Here is an 18481-nt window from a genome sequence, read left to right on the forward strand (position 1 = left end):
CCACCCCCCTATCGCTGAGCCGACTGCAGTTCGGCTCGGAGTGCGGGCGTGAGCGCCTGACCGGCACGCTCCGCCAGCAACGTCATCTGATAGGCCACCAGGCCCATGTCGCAGTCGGGCGAGGCCAGTACGGCGAGCGCGGAGCCGTCGCTGATCGACATGGTCAGCAGCAGGCCCCGCTGCATCTCGATGACGGTCTGGACGACCGGACCGCCCTCGAAGACCCGGGAGGCGCCCTGGGTCAGGCTGATCAGACCGGCGGTGATCGCGGCGAGCTGGTCGGCGCGGTCCCTGGGGAAACTCTCCGAGTAGGCCAGTGAAAGGCCGTCGGCGGAGACGATCACCGCGTGGGCGACCCCCGGCATCTCCTTGACGAACTCGGTGATCAGCCAATTGAAGCCGCGAGCGGCCTGACTGAGTTGGTGGTTCACTGGTTCTCCCCCTCGGCGGCGTTCGACCGCCGGCTCATCTCAGCGCGGCCCTGCCGTACGCCTTGCTGGAAACTGGACAGACGACTGCGCACCCGTTCCGCCGAGACCGGGGGCACCGGGGCGGCCTGTGCCGCCGGTGTCGCGGAGGCGGATCCGGGGACGAGGTTGGCCCTGGGCACCCGCTTGGGCAGGCCCACTCCGGTCACCCCGCCCTCCACCGGCGTCCTGACCACCTCGGCGGCGGCCCAGCCCTGGTCGGCGGGGGTGCTCCACGGTTGCCTCCCCATGCCCGTCCGGCCCGGCCGCCGGACGGGCAGGGCCGAACGGTCCCGCACGGGCTGATCCCGCACGGGCGGCCGGAGTCCGGCCTCGTGCCCGGTGGGCGCCTCATCGGCTCCGGCCCCGCTCTCGTCTCCGCTCTCGTCTCCGATCTCGTCTCCGGCCTCGGCCTCCGCTTCGGCGGAACCGTTGCGGAACCAGTCGGACCCGACCGCCGCGAAGATCGGCAGGAACTCCTCCGGATCCGACTCCGCCGGTGACACCTCCACCTCGGGCAGCGCCCGGAAGTCGTCCGCCGATCCCTGAGACCGCGGCGTCCAGGGGTCGACCGGCGGGATCTCCGGCCACGACTGCGGGAACGAGGGGTTCGGGGCCGACGCGGCGGGATCCGCCACCGGGAAGGGCGGGGTGACCGGCGGCGACGGCGGGCCCCCCGCCGGAGGCGACGGGTGCGCGGGGAAGGGCGGCGACGGGGTCGGCGTCAGCGGGGACGACCACAGGTCCTCCAGCATGGAGGCGGACACCACCTGCGCCGACCACAGGTCGGCCACCGCCGGAGCCGGGGGCCGCCCCGCTCCGGCGTCCGGCCCGGCGGGCGCGTGGGCAAAACCGCCGTGCGCGGGGAGACTCCCGAACGGGTCGTGGTCCGGCGACGCGCCGAACGGGTCGTGGCTCGGCGGGGCGGACGTGTTCCGCGCGGCCATCGCCATCTCGGGCACCATCCGCGGCTGGTCCACCACCTCGGCCGGGAACAGGACGACGGCGCTCAGGCCGCCGGACTCCGGGCGGCGGAGCTGGACTCGGATGCCGTGGCGCAGGGCCAGGCGGCCGACCACGAACAGGCCCATCCGGCGGGAGACCGACAGGTCCACCGCCGGTGGCTCGGCCAGCCGCCGGTTGGCCTCGGCCAGTTCCTCGTCGCTCATGCCGATGCCCATGTCGGTGACCGCCAGCATGACGGCTCCCGTCTCGTTGGCGTTGCCGGTCACCGTGACCTTGGTGTCCTGCGGCGAGAAGAAGATGGCGTTCTCGACGAGCTCCGCGATCAGGTGGACGATGTCGTTGACGGCCGAACCGAGGATCGAGACGCCCGACTCGACGCGCAGGGTCACCCGTTCGTAGTTCTCCACCTCCGACAGTGAGGCGCGGACGACGTCGCTCAGCGGGATCGGCTCGCTCCACCGGCGGCTCTGCTCCTGGCCCGCGAGGACCAGCAGGTTCTCGGAGTTGCGGCGCATGCGGGTGGCCAGGTGGTCCAGCTTGAAGAGGCTGCTCAGCCGGGCGTCGTCCTGCTCGCCCTGCTCCAGGTCGTCGATGAGGTCGATCTGCCGCTCCACCAGCGACTGGGTGCGCCTGGAGAGGTTGACGAACATCGCGTTGACGTTGTTCCGCAGCCGGGCCTCGTCGCCCGCCAGCCGGATGGCCTCGCGGTGGACCTCGTCGAAGGCCCTGGCGACCTCCCCGACCTCGTCGCGGGAGACCACCCCGATGGAGGACACCTCCACGTTCGGGGCGAGCTCACCGGACTCCCGCAGCACGCGGACGGTCTCGGGCAGCCGGGCACCGGCCACCTCAAGTGCCTCGCTCCGCAGCCTGCGCAGCGGCCGGATCAGCGTGCCCGCCACCCAGCCGGTGATCAGCAGGATCAGGACCAGCAGGACGAGAAGCGCGGCACCGGAGATCACGGCGCTGCGCTGCTCGGAGCTCTGCAGCTCCTGGCTGCGGGTGACGACCGAGGCGGCCAGGCCTCGTTCGACGCTCCGCATCCCGTCCACGATCGCCGTGGCGGAGTCGAACCAGGCGTTGATCCCCACCCTGGGCAGGCCCAGGCCCTCGCGCATGCGCGACATGACCAGGGCGCGCATGGCGTCGGCCCGGTCGGCCTTCTGCCCGCCGAGCACGTCGCGCAGGCGCTTGACGTCGGCGGGGGAGGCGGTCGCCTGGAAGGCGGCCTGCTCGCTCAGCTGGCTCTTGTACGCGCCCAGGTAGTCGGCGGGGTCGTCGAAGTCGAAACGGCCCTCGATCCGGCCGACGAGCAGGATGCCCCGCTGCCGGGCGACCTGCTCCTTGGCCCTGGTCAGCGCGCCCAGCGCGAGCGCGTCACCGGTGAGGCGGTCGTCGCCGCCGCTCCGGCCGAGGTCGTCGTGGAGGGTGATGAGGTCGGCGATCATCCGCGAGTACATGCCGAGGGAGGCGCGCGGGAGCACACCGCCCTCGGTGAGGGGTTTGCGCAGGCCGGGCAGGCCGTTCAGCCAGTTGCGGATCTGGGCGGTCTCGGTGCCGACGCGACTCGGCTGCCCGTCTTCGAGCCCCTCGATGGAGGTCGTCACCTTCGCACGGATCCGGTCGACGCTCTCGCGCTGCTGGGTGACCTTGGCGAGCCGGGCCGGGCTGCGCCCCTCGGCGATGTACCAGGCGGTGAGGTCGCGTTCCTCGGCGATCTCGTGGGAGAGCGTGCCGAGCCGCTCGATGAGCGAGGCGACCTCGGCCGTCCTGCGGTACTCCGCGGCACGGGTGAGCGAACTGGTGAGCTGGAGCCCGGTCAGCACCACCGCCGCCGCCGTGGGGAGCAGGATGAGCGCGACCAGACGAGGACGCACCCGCCAGTTCGAAGGCAGGAGTCGGCTGCCCACCGCTGACGCGCGGTGACCCCGACGGTCTTGTTTCTTCACTGGCCTTGACAACCCCTCGCCGGTTTTGGATACGGCGGTAGCAATTTGAGCACATCCTTATATGGCACTTCGAATGGAGTGTGTGCCGACATATCACCATAAAAGGGATATTTGGCATCAAAGGTCAGGCGGGCCGAAACGACTCCCTGGCCTCGGGAGCCTGGTGTTTGATCATCAAATGACGCGTCACCGAGTACTCCTGGACCGCCTCCTGGCTCATGTCCTTGCCGAAACCACTCCCCTTGACCCCGCCGTGCGGCGCCTCGGACGCGATGGGCAGATGATCGTTCACCCAGGTCACGCCCACGTCGAGCCGGTGGGAGACGCGCAGCGCCCGCGCCACGTCGGTGGACCAGACCGAGGAGGCCAGGCCGTAGGGGGTGTCGTCGGCCAGCCGGACCGCCTCGTCCTCACCGTCGAACGGCAGAGCCACAAGAACCGGACCAAAAAGCTCACTTTGCACGATTTCGCTCTCCTGGCGGGCGCCGGCGACCAGGGTCGGCGGATAGTAGAAGCCGGGACCGTCGAGCGGGGAGCCGCCGCAGAGCACCGAGGCTCCGGCCGCGACCGACCGCTCCACGGAGCCGTGCACGCGGGCCCGGTGCTCCGCGGAGATCAGCGGGCCGATGTCGGTGGCCGGGTCCCAGGGGTCGCCCACCGTGATCCGCTCCAGCGTCGCGCGCAGCGCCTCGACGGCCTCGCCGTACACGTCACGGGAGATGTAGACGCGGGTCGCCGCGGTGCAGTCCTGGCCCGTGTTGTAGGTCGCGCCCATCGCCACGCCCCTGGCCATCTCGGCCAGGTTCGCGTCGGCGAAGACCAGGGCCGGCGCCTTGCCGCCGAGCTCCAGGTGGACCCGCTTCAGCGAACCCGCGGCCCCGCGCATGACGGCGCGGCCGGTCTCGGTGGAGCCGGTGACGCTCACCATGTCCACCCCGGGGTCGGTGACCAGGGCCTCCCCCACCTCGGCGTCGCCGAGGACGACCTGGAGCAGCCCCTCCGGCGCCCCTGCCCCGGCGAACAGCTCGGCCAGCCGTAGCGTGGTGCCCGGCGTCCGGGGCGCGGGCTTGATGACCGTCGCGTTGCCCGCGGCCAGCGCGGGGCCGAGCTTCCAGACGGCCATCACCAGCGGGAAGTTCCACGGGGCGATCGAGCCGACCACGCCGACCGGGCGGCGGACCAGCACCGAGGTGTAGCCCGAGCTGAGCACCCCGGCCCCGGTGCCCTCCAGCGAGCGGGCCGCCCCGGCGAAGAAGCGGAGGTTGTCGGCCGCGAAGGGCAGCTCGCCGTCGCGGAACACCGCCGCCGGCTTGCCGGTCTCGGCCACCTCCAGCCGGGTGAGCTCCTCGGCGTCGGCCTCGACGAGGTCGGCGAAGCGGAGCAGCACCCTGGCCCGCTCGGCCGCGGTGGCCCCGCTCCACTCCTCCTGCGCCACCCGTGCCCGCCGTACGGCGTCCGCCACCTCCCCCACAGGGGTGTCGGGCACCTCCGGCAGGAGTCCGCCGTCGGCCGGATTGATCAACTTGCCCATGAAGCATCCCTCGTGGTGATGGTGCGAAAAGCCGTCAGGCCCCGGCCCGCTCGATCAGGTCGGCCGCCCCGCGCAGGCCGTCGCGGCGGCGGATCTCCTCGCCCGCGGCGGCCAGGCGCTCGCGGAGCCCGGTGTCGCCGAGCAGTCTGGCCAGCGCGCCGGTCAGCTCCTCTTCGGTGAACGTGTAGGTGGCCAGGCGCACGCCGTAGCCGAGCTCGTCGATGCGCTGCGCGTTGTCGTACTGGTCCCAGAAAAGGGGCAGCAGGACCATCGGCTTGCCGAAGTGCAGCGCCTCGGTGACGGTGTTGTTGCCGCCGTGCGTGATGACCAGGTCCACCAGCGGGATGATCTTGGTCTGCGGGACGAACTCGGCGCCCCACATGTTGCCGGCGAGCTTGATCTCCTCGTGCAGCGGCCCCTTGGAGACGATGAAGCGGTACGGGGTGGTGGCCAGCACGTCGATGACCCGCCGCATCAGTGAGACGTCCGCCGAGCCGAGGGAGCCGAGCGAGAAGTAGATCAGCTCGCCCTCCCCGCCGGCCAGCGACGCCGGCACCTCGAAGCCGCCGTCGGTCTCGCGGACCGAGGAGTCCAGGCGGTGCCAGGTGTCGCCCAGCGGCCGGGCGCCGGTGTAGTCGGCGATCTCCGGGAAGACGTACATGCTCAGGTCGCCCCGGTGGATGAAGTCCAGGTCGGGCAGCGGTTCGGCCCCCTGGGCGACGACCCACTCGTTGAAGGCGGTCCAGATCTCGCGGTGTGTCCGGTCGTACTCGGCGCGGAAGGCGCCCCACTCGGACCGGTCGCCGGCGGGCAGGCCGGAGAAGACCGGGGCCACCCCCTCGCCGCGCACCTCCAGCGGGTTGCAGGAGACGATCCGGACGAACGGCTTGCCCGCGGTGAGCAGCGCCGGGAAAGTGATCACATTGTCCTCGACGATCACGTCCGGCTGAACGCGCTCGACAATCGCCTTCAACCGCGGCTCGCAGTACTTCGCGCCCTCGATGAGCGCCTCCCAGATCGGCTTGGTCACCGTCTCAAGCTGCTCCACGGTGGACTTGCGGTATTCCGGGGCGGTGTCCCGGATGAAGTCCTTCCAGAACTGGCCGGCGTCCTGCTCCTCCTCGGAGGGCGGGGCGAGGTCGACGAGGTCCTCCTCGAATCCGAGGGCGGCCAATTTCCCCTTCCAAGAGGCTTCGGCTGCGAAAACGACTCGGTGCCCGCGCTTGCGAAGAATGTCACCGATGCCGATGCAGTTGTTCGTCGGCCCGTAGGCGCTTTCCGGCATGAACAAGATCGTGAGAGACATGACGCCTCCATGGTCTGGTGGTTGACGACTTTGAAGAGGGGTTCAATTCCCGGTCTAGCTAAAACCCTGAAAAACGGTCACTATGGACCCCGGCAGAGAGCGTGGCCTTCAACAAGTAGGGGATTATGACGCGCAAGAGGCGGGCGGACCGGCGCCTGGATCTCATCGCAGCCGCACACCGGGCGATCATCCGGCACGGCACCGAGGGGGTGCACCTCAACCATGTCGCCGAGGAGGCCGGTCTGACCTCCGGCGCCGTGCTCTACCACTATCCCCAGCTCGGCGAGTTGCTGGTGGACGCCCACCACGCCGGGATGGAGCGCTTCTACGAGCAGCGCCTCAAGCGGATCAGCGGCATGCGCGACCCCGTGGAGAAGCTCGTCGTGACCATCCGCTCGGGCCTGCCCCACGGGCCGGACGACCCTGACGTGCGGCTGCTCAACGAGCTCGGCGGAGCCGCCTCCCGCAACCGGATGTACGCGCTGCTGCTCACCACGCTCTACGACCGTCAGGTCTCGCTCTACCAGAGCGTCCTGGAGACCGGAGCCGCGCTGGAGATCTTCAAGCTGTCCGGCGACTCCCTTGTCATCGCGCGCAACCTGGTCGCGCTTGAGGACGCGTACGGCTACCGCATAACGGCCCGCCACCCGGTGATCGGCCCGGATGAGGCGGTGGAGCTGATCCTGGCCTACGCCAGGACCGCCACCGGCAACCCGCTCAAGACGTCTCATTGAGCTCATTGAGGAATCAGCACCCCGTCCTCGGGAGCCCAGGTGAGGGCCACCGAGGACCCCACCTCAACCTGGGTGGCCCCCTGGGTGGCCACCAGGATCGGGGTCGGGTGCCCGGCCACGAGGACCGAGATGTGCGAGACGCCGCCGTAGAAACTGACGTCGGCGACCTTCCCCCGCAGCACGCCCTCGCCCCGCGCCGACGCGTCCTCGCCGGCCAGGCCGATCCGCTCCGGCCGTACGGCCAGCAGCGCGGACGCCCCCTCCGCCAGGTCCGACACCCCGGGAAGCACGCCGAGTCCCTCGCAGGAGAGCCCGCCGGCGCGCACCGTGCCCGGAAAGAGGTTGCCGGCCCCCACGAACCCGGCGACGAACGGGGTGCGCGGCCGTTCGTAGAGCTCCACCGGCGCGTCCACCTGCTCCACCCGGCCGGCGTTGAAGACGGCGATCCGGTCGGCCAGCGACATGGCCTCCTCCTGGTCGTGGGTGACCACGACGAAGGTGATGCCGACCTCGTTCTGGAGCCGCTTGAGCTCAAGCTGCATCTCCGCGCGGACCTTCTTGTCCAGGGCGGACAGCGGCTCGTCCAGCAGCAGCACGCGCGGACGCTTCACGATCGCGCGGGCCAGCGCGACCCGCTGCCGCTGGCCGCCGGAGAGCTGCTGCGGTTTGCGGGTGGCCATGGCGTTCAGGCCGACCTTCTCCAGGACCTCGGCGACCCGCTCGCGGATCTCGGTCCTGGGCAGTTTCTCCCGTTCCAGGCCGTAGGCGACGTTCTTGGCCACGGTCATGTGAGGGAACAGCGCGTACGACTGGAACATGAGGTTGACCGGGCGGCGGTGCGCGGCCTGGCCGAGCAGGTCGGCGCCGTCGAGTGTGACGGTGCCCGAGTCGGGAAACTCGAAGCCCGCCAGGATGCGCAGGAGAGTGGTCTTGCCACAGCCGCTGGGGCCGAGCAACGCGAAGAACTCGCCCTGCCGGATCTCCAGGGAGACCTTCGACAGCGCCATGACGTCGCCGAACCGGCGGCTGACACCTGTGATCTGCAGCATTAGGACAGCGACTCCGTCAGTCGGGTCATCCGCTGGGCCACGATCACCACGGTGAAGCTCACGGCCAGCAACAGGGTCGCCAGCGCGTTGATCTCCGGGGTGACCCCGAAGCGGACCATTGAGTAAATGACGATGGGCAGGGTCGGCGTGGTCGGCGCCGCGGTGAAGAAGGCGATCACGAACTCGTCGATGGAGAGCGTGAACGCCAGCAGGGCACCCGCCGCGATACCCGGTGCGAGCTGGGGCAGCGTGACACGGACGAACGTGGTGAGCGGCGTCGCGCCGAGGTCTCTGGACGCCTCCTCCAGGGAGGTGTCGGACTGGGTGAGCCGGGTGCGGACCACCGCGGTCACGAACGCCGTGCCGAACACCGTGTGGGCCAGCAGCACCGAGTGCAGGCCGAGGGTCATCTTGACCGCGGCGTAGAACACCAGCAGGCCGATGGCCAGCACCAGGTCGGGCAGGATGGCCGGCAGCACGCCGAGCGCGTCCAGCAGCCGTGACCTGGTGTGCCTGGCGAGCCCGACCGCCAGCAGGGTGCCGAGCACGGTGGCCAGCGCCGTGGATCCGGCCGCCACGACCAGCGTGTTGAGCAGGCCCTCGCGGATGGCCGCGTTTCCGGCGAGCTCGCCGTACCACTTCAGGCTGAGGCCGGTGAAGGAGTAGGGCGACCTGCCGGAGTTGAACGACATGACGACGAGCACCAGAATCGGCGTGTAGAGGAACACGTAGGTCGCCCAGAAGGGGACGTACAGCAGGGGGGATCTACGCACGGCGGGCACTCCATGCCTGCAGGAGGAGCAGGACGATCAGCATGGCGAGCAGCGCCAGCGCGAGAGCGGACCCGAACGGCCAGTCGCGTGCCGTGAGGAACTGGTCCCTGATCAGGTTGCCGACCATGATCGAACGGCCGCCGCCGAGAAGTTCGGGGATGACGAAGTTGCCGAAGCTCGGCACGAAGACGAACATGCAGCCGGTGAGGACGCCCGGCAGGGTCAGCGGCAGCGTCACCGACAGGAACGTGCGGGCGGGCCTGGCACCGAGGTTGGCCGAGGCCTCGCGGAGCTGCGGGTCCAGCCTCTCGATCGCCGCGTACAGCGGGAGCACCATGAGCGGCAGGTAGGAGTAGACCAGGCCGGTGACGATCGTGCCGTCGTTGTAGAGGAACTCGAACGGGCCCAGGCCGAGCTCTCCCAGCGCGCTGTTGACCAGTCCCGGACCACTCAGCAGCACGATCCAGGCGTAGATGCGGACCAGGAAGTTCGTCCAGAAGGGCAGCACGATCGCGATCAGCGCGATCGTCTTCCACCGCCGCGGAAGCCCGGCGATCAGATAGGCCGTCGGGTAGCCGGCCAGGATGGAGATCAGCGTCGCGGCGGTGGCCAGCTTCAGCGAGCCGAGCACGACGTCGAGGTAGAGCGGGTCGAACAACCGGGTGAGGTTCTCCCCGGTCAGGTCGTGGACGACACCGCCGAAACGCCCCCTGCGGAAGAACGAGTAGCTGAGGACCAGCACCAGCGGGATCAGCAGGAAGGCGATCAGGTAGGTCAGGCCCGGCCCGAGGAAGAACAGCCGTCCCAGCACACGTGACCGGCGGGACCGCGATCGCACGGTCCCGCCGGTCACGGTGGGGTCTGTCACTTCGCGGCCTTGACCTCGGTGGCGAGTCGGGTGAACTTGGTGGAGTCCTCACCCAGGTCGACGATGGACTCTCCGGCGAGCAGCTGCGAGGGGGTCATCCGCAGCGGCGCGTTCTTCTCCTTGAGGTCCGCGGGGAGGGCGTCCATGGCGGCCTTGTTCGGGACCTTGTAGAGGATGTTCCGCGCGGCCCAGCTGTGGATCTCCGGGTCCAGGATGAAGTTGATGAACGCGTGCGCGGCCTCCTTGTTCTTGGAGCCCTTCAGCACGACCATCGTGTCCACCCAGAGGTCGCTGCCCTCCTTGGGCACCGTGAAGGCGATGTTCTTCTCAGTCGTGGGGCACCAGCCGTCCCACGCCTCGACCATCACGGCCTCGCCGCTCTTGAGACGGTCGCCGAAGGTGACGTCGTCGTAGCCGAGCAGGTTCGGCTTGGCCGCGATCAGCTTCTCCTTGACCTTGGCCAGGTCCTCGTCGCTCCTGGTGTTGACCGACATGCCGAGCGCCTTGACGGCGGGCAGGGCCAGCCAGCGCTCAGTGGTCATCATGGTGACCTTCTTCCTGGCGTCGGCCGGCGGGTCGAGGATGTCGTTCCAGCTCGTCGGCGGCGTCTTCACCAGGTCGGTCCGATAGCAGATGCCGGTGGTGCCCCAGGTGTAGGGGACCGAGAAGGCGTTGCCCTTGTCGTAGGAGAGTTCCTTGGCCTCGGGGTAGAGGTTGACCAGGTTGGGGATGAGCTCGGGGTGGATCGGCTCCAGCAGGCCGGCCTCGTTGAGCGCCTGGGCGTACTGACCGGAGACGAAGGCCACGTCGAGGCCGGTGTCGGCTCCCCCGGTCAGCTTGCCCATGATGATCTCGTTGGTGTCATGGAGCGTGATCTTGACGTCGACCTTGAGCCTGTCCTTGACCCGCTTGGGCAGGTCCTCCGGGGTGTAACCCGGCCAGACCGAGATGGTCAGGCCCTGTTTGGACAGGTCCGCGTTCGGGTTGAGCTGGGCGGCGGGGGCGTCGGCGGCGGAGTCCGCGCCGGTGGATCCCCCGCCGCAGGCCGAGACCGCGAGCGCGAGACCGGCCACCAGGGCGGCAGCCGGCGAGGAACGGGGGTACCGGGCACTGAACACGGCCGCTACTCCTTCTGAATTCAGCGTAAGTGGGGCAGACCGGCCGTTACGGACACGGCAGACCAAATCAGGAGTGTTGCAGCCAACCATAACTTGGGCAAGACTTTGCGCGACATCACCCATGGAAAGTTTGGTTAGACAGTTGAGTCAAGATTCAATATGGAACCGGCTCGACACCGCGCCACATGCCGGTGACGGGCGGACCAGCGAGCTTGTCAACGCTCTTACCTGTGATGTTCCCGCCCCGTTCACCGTCCGCCGATTCCATCCACTCCCCGCAGCCGCGTCCTCAGACCTTTCAACCGGAGTTCAACTAACGGCATCCCCCGGAACCTCTCACCCCGGCGAACGGGGATTCGACGTGGACCAGACCAATCGCTCCGTGGTGGTCGGCGAGAGCGTGGTCGTCAAATGGCTCACCCCGCCCGCGCCGCTCCCCCACCCGGCCCCCGACGTGTTCGCCCACCTCACCTCGGTCGGCTTCACCGCCACCGCCACGCCGTACGCGGCGATCTCACGCCGCGTACGGCGTGGCGGTGATGACGGTGAGCTGTTGCTCGCCCTGGTCACCGCCTATCTGCCGGGGGCCGAGGACGGCTGGAGGTGGTGCGTGGACGAGGCCGTGTCCGGCGGCACGGGTTTCGCCGCCGACCTGGGCTCCCTCGCCGCCGACCTGCACGCGGCGATGGCCACGCCGTCCACGACCTTCCCCGACCCGGTACGGCACGCGCCGGCCCACCGGGGACCGGGACCGGCACCCTGGGCGGCCCGCGCCGCGGACGCGGTGGACGAGGCGCTCGCACTGACCGGCGGCCCGGACGGCGAGTGGCTCTCGGCCCACGCCGCCGAGCTCCGCGCCGAGCTCACCGCACCGGCCCCGGCTGAGGCCACCCCCCTCATCCGCATCCACGGCGACCTGCATGTGGGCCAGATACTCCGCCTGCGGAGCGGCTACGCGGTGATCGACTTCGACGGCAACCCCACGGTCACCGGAGCCGGCCCCTTCCAACCGGCCGCCCGGGACCTCGCGCAGCTCACCACCAGCCTCGAACACGTCGGCCAGGTCGCGATCAAGCGCCGGGGCGCCGCCCCCGCCCGGATCGGGACGTGGGCCGCCGCCGCCCGCGCCGCCCTGGAGACCGGCTACCTGGCCCGGCTGGCCGAACTCGGCCACGGGGCACTGCTGGACCGTTCCCTGATCCGCCCGTTCGAGATCGAGCAGGAGTGCCGGGAGCTCGTCTACGCCGCCCGGCACCTTCCCCGCTGGCGCTACGCCCCGATGGGCGTCCTGCGGTCCTGGTATCCGTGACGGAGCGCCGGCGTCCCGGACCGGCGACCCCGGCATGAAGGGGACCGGCGCCCCAACCCGAAGGAGAGAGAAAAAAGTGGACCCCGAGCTGTACCTCGCCGACCTGGAGGCCAAGCCCGCCTCGCTGACCGGCCTGGCGGCCACCCTGGAGACCGGCGACCCGTTCGCCGCTCTCCCCGACGACATCCGGCGGGTGGTCCTCCTCGGCATGGGCAGCTCCCGGTACGCCGCCGGGGCCGCCGCGCTCCGCCTGCGGGCGGCGGGGGTGGACGCCGTGGCCGAGTACGCCTCGGCCTCCGTCTCCTCTCCCGCGAGCCCGGACACCCTGGTCGTCGCGATCTCCGCGACCGGCGGAAGCCGGGAGACCCTGGACGCGCTCGCCCGCCATCGCGGCCGGTCCTTCGTGCTGGCGATGACCAACAGGGCCGGTTCGGCGATCACCGAGGGCGCCGACCTGGTGGTGCCGATGCTCGCCGGCGAGGAGCGCGGCGGCGTGGCCTGCCGGACCTTCCAGCACACCCTGGGCCTGCTGCTGGCCCTGCGGAACCGTCTCACCGGCGCCGGCTTGGACGTGCCGGCGCTGCTCCGCCGTACCGCCGAGGCGACCGACGACCTGCTGGAACGCCGCGAGCGGTGGCTGGAGGCCGCGGCGGCCCTGCTCGACGGCCCGGACGGCGTGTACACGATCGCCCCCGCGGAGCGCCTCTCCTCCGCCGAGCAGTCGGCGCTGATGTTCCGCGAGGGTCCCCGCAGGGCGGCCGACGCCTGCGAGACCGGCGACTGGTCCCACGTGGACGTCTACCTCACCAAGACCCTCGACTACCGCGCCCTGATCTTCCCCGGCTCCCGCTACGACGAGCAGGCCATGGAGTGGATCCGGCGGCGCGGCTCCACGGTGCTGACCGTCGGCGGCGAACCGCCCGGCACCGGGGGCGCCGTCCGCTACCGCCACGACGACGATCCCGGCGTCGCCCTGCTCACCGAGACCCTGGTGGCCGAGTTGATCGCCGCCCGGTGGTGGTCGGACCACCACCGGGCGGTCACAGCCGGTGCAGGCCGCTGAGGACGCGTTCGAGCAGTCCGAGATCGGGGCCGTTCCCGTTGAGGCGGGGCTGGTGGACCCGGACCAGCCCCTCGGACTCCATGTCGGAGATCAGGACGCGGACCACGCCGAGGGGGATGCCGAGCAGAGCGGAGATCTCGGCGATCGAGCGGACCTGGCCGCAGAGCTCGTTGATGGCGCGGTACTCCCGGACGTAGGACAGGCCGAGCCCCGCGGAGGTCGTGGAGGAGACCAGGGCCTCCATCGCGAGCCGGCTACGTGGCACGGTCCGTCCCCCGGTGACGGTGTAGAGCCTGACCAGCGAGCTCTCCTCCTCGTACGGCTCGTCGTCCGATTCCTCGTCAGGCTCGTCGTCCGGCTCGCCGGGCGGCCCACCGTACGACGGTTCGTACAGCCACTCGTACGGTGAGCGCTCATCCCGCGACGCCCCGTAACCGGAAGACCCGTTCCCCGGCGGGCCGTACCCCTCCGCCCCCTCCCGCGAGGGGTCGTACCCCGCGGTTCCCCCCTGCAGGGGGCTGTACCCTGAGGGCAGGTTCCCCGGCGGGCCGTACCCCTCGAACCCGCCCTGCGGCGCGCCGTAGCCGCCCCAGCCGCCCCGGTGTTCTCCTTTCACGGCTCAGCTCTCCCTCTTCGGGATCTCGTTACGAGCCCTGCGCACGCCCTGCTGGAAGCTCGCCAGCCGGCTACGGGCATGCTCCGGCGTCATGCGGATCGGAGGGTGCTCCGGCTGAGGCGAGTCGGAGACCGCCGAGCCGGGAACCAGGTTGGCCCTCGGAGTGCGTTTGGGCAGTCCCGCGACGGTCGTCCCGCCGAGCACCGGGGCGCTCACGGCCCGGGCGGCCTGCCAGCCGCTGTCGCCCGGGGACGACCACGTGGCGGGCTCGGACGTGACGGAGGTGGAGTCGCCCGGGCGTTTGGGCTCTCCGGACCGGCCGGGGTCCCCGGCGGAGTCGGCGATGCGGAACCAGCCCGACTCGACCGAGGCGAAGATCGGCAGGAACTCCTCCCCCGGATCCAGTGCCGAGGTCCCCACCCCCGGCAGTGATTCGGCGACGTCGGGGGCGGGCGGGCCGGGGACGGGGGGACGGCCGAGCGGTACCGGGGACGGCCGGTGGGCCGGGCCCTCCTCCCTCCGGGGAGATCGGGAGGGCCGGTCGTCCTGCCGGGAGGGGGTGTTCTGCCGCTTCGGCAGCGCCCCTCGCTCGCTCTTCCTGGCGGGCCGCTCGGGCCTGGTCTGCGACGGTACGACGCGTGTCCGCCGTGCGACGGACGCCGACAGGGCGGGGAGCGTCGGCGCCGTGGACTCCGACGGCGTGGGCGCGCCGGAGTCGCCCGGAAGCGCCGGACCGGCCGTGCTCCCCGGCTCGCCGGCCGCCGGGGACCTTCCGCCGGCCGCCGGGGAGAGCCTGCCGGGCTGCGTGGACCCGCCGAGCTGGGGTGCGCCGGTCTGGGACGCGGCGGAGACGAGGATCGCGTCGGGGAGCAGGACCATGGCGGTCAGCCCGGTCTCCTGGGGACGGAGCCGGACGCGGATTCCGTGTTTGAGCGCGAGCCGCCCCACCACGAACAGGCCCATGCGACGGGCGACCGAGGCGTCGGCCGCCTGCGGGTTGGCCAGCCGCCAGTTCACCCGGGAGAGCTCGTCGGGCGGTATGCCGATGCCCTGGTCGGTCACCAGGACCATGACGCCCTCGCCCTCGACCGGGCTGCTGGCGACCGCGACCTTGCTCTCCGACGGGGAGAACGACAGCGCGTTCTCCACCAGCTCGGCGAGGAGATGGACCACGTCGCTCACCGCGGGCCCCACGACGGCGACCTCGGACTGCATCCGGGTCACCACCCGCTCGTAGTTCTCCACCTCCGACAGCGAGGCCCGGACCACGTCCATCAGCTCGACCGGCCGGCGCCTGCGTCGCGTCACCTCCTGACCTGCGAGGACGAGCAGGCTCTCACTGTTGCGGCGCATCCGGGTGGCGAGGTGGTCGAGCTTGAAGAGGTCGGCCAGCCGCTGGTCGTCGCGTTCCCCGCGCTCCAGCCGTTCGACCAGGGAGAGCTGGCGCTCCACCAGGGTCTGGCTCCGGCGGGAGAGGTTGACGAACATCGCGTTGACCGTGGTGCGCAGCCTGGCCTCGTCGCCCGCCAGCCGGACGGCCTCGCGGTGGACCTCGTCGAAGGCCCTGGCGACCTCGCCGATCTCGTCGCGGGACAGGACCCCGATGGGGGCCACGTCGGCGACGATCTCGCCGTCGCGCGACTCCCGGACCTGCTGGACGTAGGCGGGCAGCCGCTCCCCCGCGACCTGAAGCGCCTCCCTGCGCAGCCGCCGCAACGGCTTGACCAGCGAGCGGGCCACCCCCGTGGTGATCAGCAGCACGATCAGCAGCAGGCCCACGACGGCCGCGGCGACCAGCAGGGCGTGGGTCTGCTCGGCCTGGCCGAGTTCCTCGCTGCGGGTGACGATGGCCTGGGTGTGCCGCCGTTCGACCTCGCGCATTCGGTCGATCGTGACCGTCACCGCGCTGTACCACTCCTTGGCGTCGTCCTTCTTCGACCGGTCGAGGCCCTTCAGCGAGGTCCCGGAGTCCGCGCGGAGCAGGACCAGTTCCCGCAGGAACTCGGCTCGGTCGGCGGTCCGGCCGTTGACGGTCTCGTCGAAGAGGCGGCGCTCGGCGCTTCCGGCCTCGGCGATGAAGGTTCTGCGCTCGTTGCGCTCGGCGGAGATCGCGCCGAGGAACCTCTCCATCTGCTCCTGCCCGAACCGGCCCTCGACCAGGACGGCCGAGAGCAGCGCCCGCTGCGTCGAGAGGGCGTCCTTGGCGCGGGCGAGCGCCCTGAGCGTCAGGGCCTGGCTGAACAGCACGTCGTCGTCGCTGCCCTTGCCCAGCTCGTCGTGGAGGGAGAGCAGGTCGTCGATCACCCGCGAGTAGGCGTCGATGGCCGCGTCGGAGAGCAGCGACGGTCCCAGCACCTGCTGCCGCAGCGGCCCGAGTTCCTCCAGCCGGGTGAGCACGGTCTCGATCCCGTCCCAGGTCCGGCCGGTCACCGTCTGCCTGAGCAGGGCGCCGCTCTCGCGAACGTGCGCGGCCGCCGTGTCCACCGCGTTCATCTGCTGCCGTATGGCCTGCGCCTCGTTTTCCGGGCGGCCCCGGGCGATGTACCAGGCGGTGCGGTCACGCTCCTGGGCCAGCTCGTGGGTGAGCGCGCCGATGTGGTCCGAGAGCCGGGCCAGTTCGTTGACCTGCTGGTACTCGGTGGCGGCGCGCATCGAGGTGAGGACCTGGAGGCCGCCAAGCAGTACCGCCGCGGCCGTGGGAACCACGATGAGCGCGATCAGTCTGGAGCGCACTCGCCAGTTCCGCAGGCGAAAGGCGCTTCCTACATCGTGGATTTTGTGTGTACTCACCGAACGCTACCTCTCGGTGCATGAACCCTCTGCCCGAATTTCCTGGTTCCCGGTAATTCGAGCACATCTCAACGCGCAGGGCCAATCGAACAGATATCCACAAATACCCACTTATAAGGCAATAAGGGGTAGGGACGGGGGTTCCACTTTAGGGGCGGGGCCTCCCGCGCGGACACCCTCTAACACCATCAATCGTTCATGGGTACGTATGACCGTTTACATCGGTCCAGCGAAATGCACGGAAGGTAACGTACCGGAAGCGCGACGTTCTCTATGGGGCAGATCATTGTGATTCATGATATTTCCCCCATATCTTGGCTCACTGTGTCCGTAGCCTCACCAAATCCGAGCGTCCCGCTCCGGAGGAGACAGTGGCCGCGTCCGGCGCCGCCGCGATCGAGGTGCACGGACCGTGGAAGATCTCCGGCCCCCGTCCGACAACCGCGTGGCCGGCCGCACCAGGAACACTCCCCCTCCGCGGTCGAGGTCGCGCGGTCCTGCGACCCCGCCGGCCGGCGGTCGTCTCCGGGTTCTCCCGGCGCGCCGGCTCCGGCATGGGACTCGCCGCCGGGGTGACCGCCGTACTCGCCGGAACCATGTTCGGCCGAGTCACCCGGGGGCCGGCGGGCGCCCGCCGCCCGCGAGGTTCCACAAGGTCTTCCCGCACGTCTTCCTGGAAGTTCTCGCGAAAGAAGAGGATCGCATGAGGATCGGACGTAGAGTCCGCCCGCCCGCCGGGGTTCCGGCACCCGCACCGCCGGTCGCGTGCCGCGACGGCGGAGCGAAGACCGGCACCGGCCCGGCGCCGCGGTCCGCGACCGGCGGCGGCACGGCGTGGACGGTGGACGGACACCCCGGCACCGCCGGCCGCGACATGGCCGCGGACCAGGCCGTCCGGAAGCGGATCGAGACCGGCGAGGCCGTCCGGACCGCTTGGATCACCCCCCGATGACCGATCGGCCACCACCCATGAAAAGATCGTTGAAAAGGCGGCTCGCCGGCGCCTGCGCGGTACTTCTCCTGCTGTCCGCCTGCGACAGGCGGCAGGAGGTGCCGGCGGAGACCGGCGGCGGCACCGTGAGGATCGCCATCACCTCAGAGGTGGGCTACCAGGCGAGCGCCACGGTCCTGAGCCAGTTGCTGCAGGAACACCTCGGCTACGCGGTGCGCAAGGTAAGACTCACCGAGACCCAGTCCTGGAAAGGCCTCGCGAAGGGCACGGTGGACGTCATCGTCGAGAACTGGGGCCGGGAGGCGGAGAAGAAGACCTACATCGAGGAGAAGAAGGTCGCGGTTTCTGCCGGGAAAAACGGCAACAGAGGTGTTATCGGATGGTACATCCCTCAGTGGATGGCGGAAAAGTATCCCGGCATCACCGACTGGCGGCGGCTCAACAAATACGCCTACCTTTTCAAGACCGAAAAATCAGGTGACCTCGGTCAACTTCTCGACGGCGATGCGTCATACGCCACCAATGACGAGGCCCTGGTGCGCAATCTCCACCTTGACTACAAAGTGGTGTACGCGGGAAGTGAAAAGGCCCTGATAAAGGCGGCGAAGTTGGCGGCCGAGCGGCGTATCCCGCTTCTACTGTACTTCTATGAACCGCAGTGGCTGTTCACCGAGATCAAGCTGGCCAAGATCAGCCTTCCCCCCTACTCGATCGGCTGCGACGCCGTCCCCCGGAAGGTGGCGTGCGACTATCCGCCCTACCTGCTCGACAAGATCGTGAGCAAGAGGTTCGCGGCCACCGGCGGCAAGGCCTACGAGCTGGTCAGGAACTTCTCCTGGACCAACGCCGACCAGAACGCGGTGGCCAACGACATCACCAACAACGGCATGACCGCGGACCAGGCCGCCCGGAAGTGGATCGAGGCGAACAGGATCGTGTGGAAGGACTGGATGCCGGGCTGACACCCGTCCGCGCCACCGCCCCGCCGGC

General features: G+C 70.2%; 15 protein-coding genes. 5 read left to right on the forward strand and 10 right to left on the reverse strand.

The window, feature by feature from the left end:
* Positions 1-8: 8 nt before the first annotated feature.
* From ABZ194_RS12990 to ABZ194_RS13005, 4 genes are all read right to left on the reverse strand, one after another.
* Positions 9-431: a roadblock/LC7 domain-containing protein gene (locus tag ABZ194_RS12990; protein ID WP_355595531.1), complete on the reverse strand. Its 423-nt coding sequence runs from the start codon at positions 429-431 to the stop codon at positions 9-11.
* Positions 428-3310: a nitrate- and nitrite sensing domain-containing protein gene (locus tag ABZ194_RS12995; protein WP_355595533.1), complete on the reverse strand. Its 2883-nt coding sequence runs from the start codon at positions 3308-3310 to the stop codon at positions 428-430. Before ABZ194_RS12995 ends, ABZ194_RS12990 begins: the two co-directional genes overlap by 4 nt.
* A 196-nt stretch (positions 3311-3506) precedes the next feature.
* Positions 3507-4913, reverse strand: coding sequence for an aldehyde dehydrogenase family protein (locus tag ABZ194_RS13000; RefSeq protein ID WP_355595535.1), 1407 nt, complete (start codon positions 4911-4913; stop codon positions 3507-3509).
* Between the two features lie 34 nt (positions 4914-4947).
* Entirely contained in the window at positions 4948-6219 is a 1272-nt protein-coding gene (locus tag ABZ194_RS13005; protein ID WP_355595537.1) for a glycosyltransferase, read from the reverse strand.
* Positions 6220-6344: 125 nt separating this feature from the next.
* Between ABZ194_RS13005 and ABZ194_RS13010 the strand changes: the two genes are divergently transcribed.
* Positions 6345-6953, forward strand: coding sequence for a TetR family transcriptional regulator (locus ABZ194_RS13010; RefSeq protein WP_355595539.1), 609 nt, complete (start codon positions 6345-6347; stop codon positions 6951-6953).
* Positions 6954-6955: 2 nt separating this feature from the next.
* Here the strand turns inward: ABZ194_RS13010 and ABZ194_RS13015 are convergent, their stop codons facing one another.
* The 4 genes from ABZ194_RS13015 to ABZ194_RS13030 are packed head-to-tail and all read right to left on the reverse strand — an operon-like array spanning position 6956 to position 10761.
* Positions 6956-8002: an ABC transporter ATP-binding protein gene (locus ABZ194_RS13015; protein WP_355595541.1), complete on the reverse strand. Its 1047-nt coding sequence runs from the start codon at positions 8000-8002 to the stop codon at positions 6956-6958.
* Positions 8002-8775 carry an ABC transporter permease gene (locus ABZ194_RS13020; protein ID WP_355595543.1) on the reverse strand — a complete coding sequence of 258 codons (774 nt, stop codon included), beginning with the start codon at positions 8773-8775 and terminating at the stop codon, positions 8002-8004. Before ABZ194_RS13020 ends, ABZ194_RS13015 begins: the two co-directional genes overlap by 1 nt.
* Entirely contained in the window at positions 8768-9643 is an 876-nt protein-coding gene (locus ABZ194_RS13025) for an ABC transporter permease (RefSeq protein ID WP_355595545.1), read from the reverse strand. Before ABZ194_RS13025 ends, ABZ194_RS13020 begins: the two co-directional genes overlap by 8 nt.
* On the reverse strand, positions 9640-10761 hold the full coding sequence (locus ABZ194_RS13030) for a spermidine/putrescine ABC transporter substrate-binding protein (protein ID WP_355595547.1): 1122 nt from the start codon (positions 10759-10761) through the stop codon (positions 9640-9642). The genes ABZ194_RS13025 and ABZ194_RS13030 overlap by 4 nt, the downstream gene beginning before the upstream one ends.
* Before the next feature lie 361 nt (positions 10762-11122).
* Between ABZ194_RS13030 and ABZ194_RS13035 the strand changes: the two genes are divergently transcribed.
* Both ABZ194_RS13035 and ABZ194_RS13040 read left to right on the forward strand, forming a co-directional pair.
* Positions 11123-12070, forward strand: coding sequence for a hypothetical protein (locus tag ABZ194_RS13035; protein ID WP_355595549.1), 948 nt, complete (start codon positions 11123-11125; stop codon positions 12068-12070).
* Between the two features lie 76 nt (positions 12071-12146).
* Positions 12147-13133, forward strand: a complete 987-nt coding sequence (locus ABZ194_RS13040; RefSeq protein WP_355595551.1) for an SIS domain-containing protein — start codon at positions 12147-12149, stop codon at positions 13131-13133.
* Here ABZ194_RS13040 and ABZ194_RS13045 read toward each other — a convergent pair.
* Complete coding sequence (locus ABZ194_RS13045; protein WP_355595553.1) at positions 13111-13749, reverse strand: DUF742 domain-containing protein; 639 nt, start codon at positions 13747-13749, stop codon at positions 13111-13113. The genes ABZ194_RS13040 and ABZ194_RS13045 overlap by 23 nt on opposite strands.
* 3 nt (positions 13750-13752) lie before the next feature.
* Complete coding sequence (locus tag ABZ194_RS13050) at positions 13753-16482, reverse strand: nitrate- and nitrite sensing domain-containing protein (RefSeq protein WP_355595555.1); 2730 nt, start codon at positions 16480-16482, stop codon at positions 13753-13755.
* A 760-nt stretch (positions 16483-17242) separates the two neighbouring features.
* On the opposite strand from ABZ194_RS13050, the gene ABZ194_RS13055 reads away from it, so the two are divergent.
* The gene (locus tag ABZ194_RS13055) at positions 17243-17491 is read left to right on the forward strand and encodes a hypothetical protein (RefSeq protein ID WP_355595557.1); all 249 of its coding nucleotides are present in this window, start codon (positions 17243-17245) and stop codon (positions 17489-17491) included.
* A 29-nt stretch (positions 17492-17520) separates the two neighbouring features.
* Positions 17521-18453 (forward strand): ABC transporter substrate-binding protein, encoded by a 933-nt coding sequence (locus tag ABZ194_RS13060; protein ID WP_355595559.1) that lies wholly within the window; start codon positions 17521-17523, stop codon positions 18451-18453.
* The last annotated feature ends 28 nt before the right edge of the window (positions 18454-18481 follow it).

The organism is Streptosporangium sp. NPDC006007, from assembly GCF_040614315.1.
Lineage (GTDB): Bacteria > Actinomycetota > Actinomycetes > Streptosporangiales > Streptosporangiaceae > Streptosporangium.

Coding starts and splice junctions, on each gene's coding strand:
- ABZ194_RS13005 (WP_355595537.1), bottom strand. CDS start 6,219: ATGTCTCTCACGATCTTGTTCATGCCGGAAAGCGCCTACGGGCCGACG.
- ABZ194_RS13015 (WP_355595541.1), bottom strand. CDS start 8,002: ATGCTGCAGATCACAGGTGTCAGCCGCCGGTTCGGCGACGTCATGGCG.
- ABZ194_RS13000 (WP_355595535.1), bottom strand. CDS start 4,913: ATGGGCAAGTTGATCAATCCGGCCGACGGCGGACTCCTGCCGGAGGTG.
- ABZ194_RS13055 (WP_355595557.1), top strand. CDS start 17,243: ATGAGGATCGGACGTAGAGTCCGCCCGCCCGCCGGGGTTCCGGCACCC.
- ABZ194_RS13010 (WP_355595539.1), top strand. CDS start 6,345: ATGACGCGCAAGAGGCGGGCGGACCGGCGCCTGGATCTCATCGCAGCC.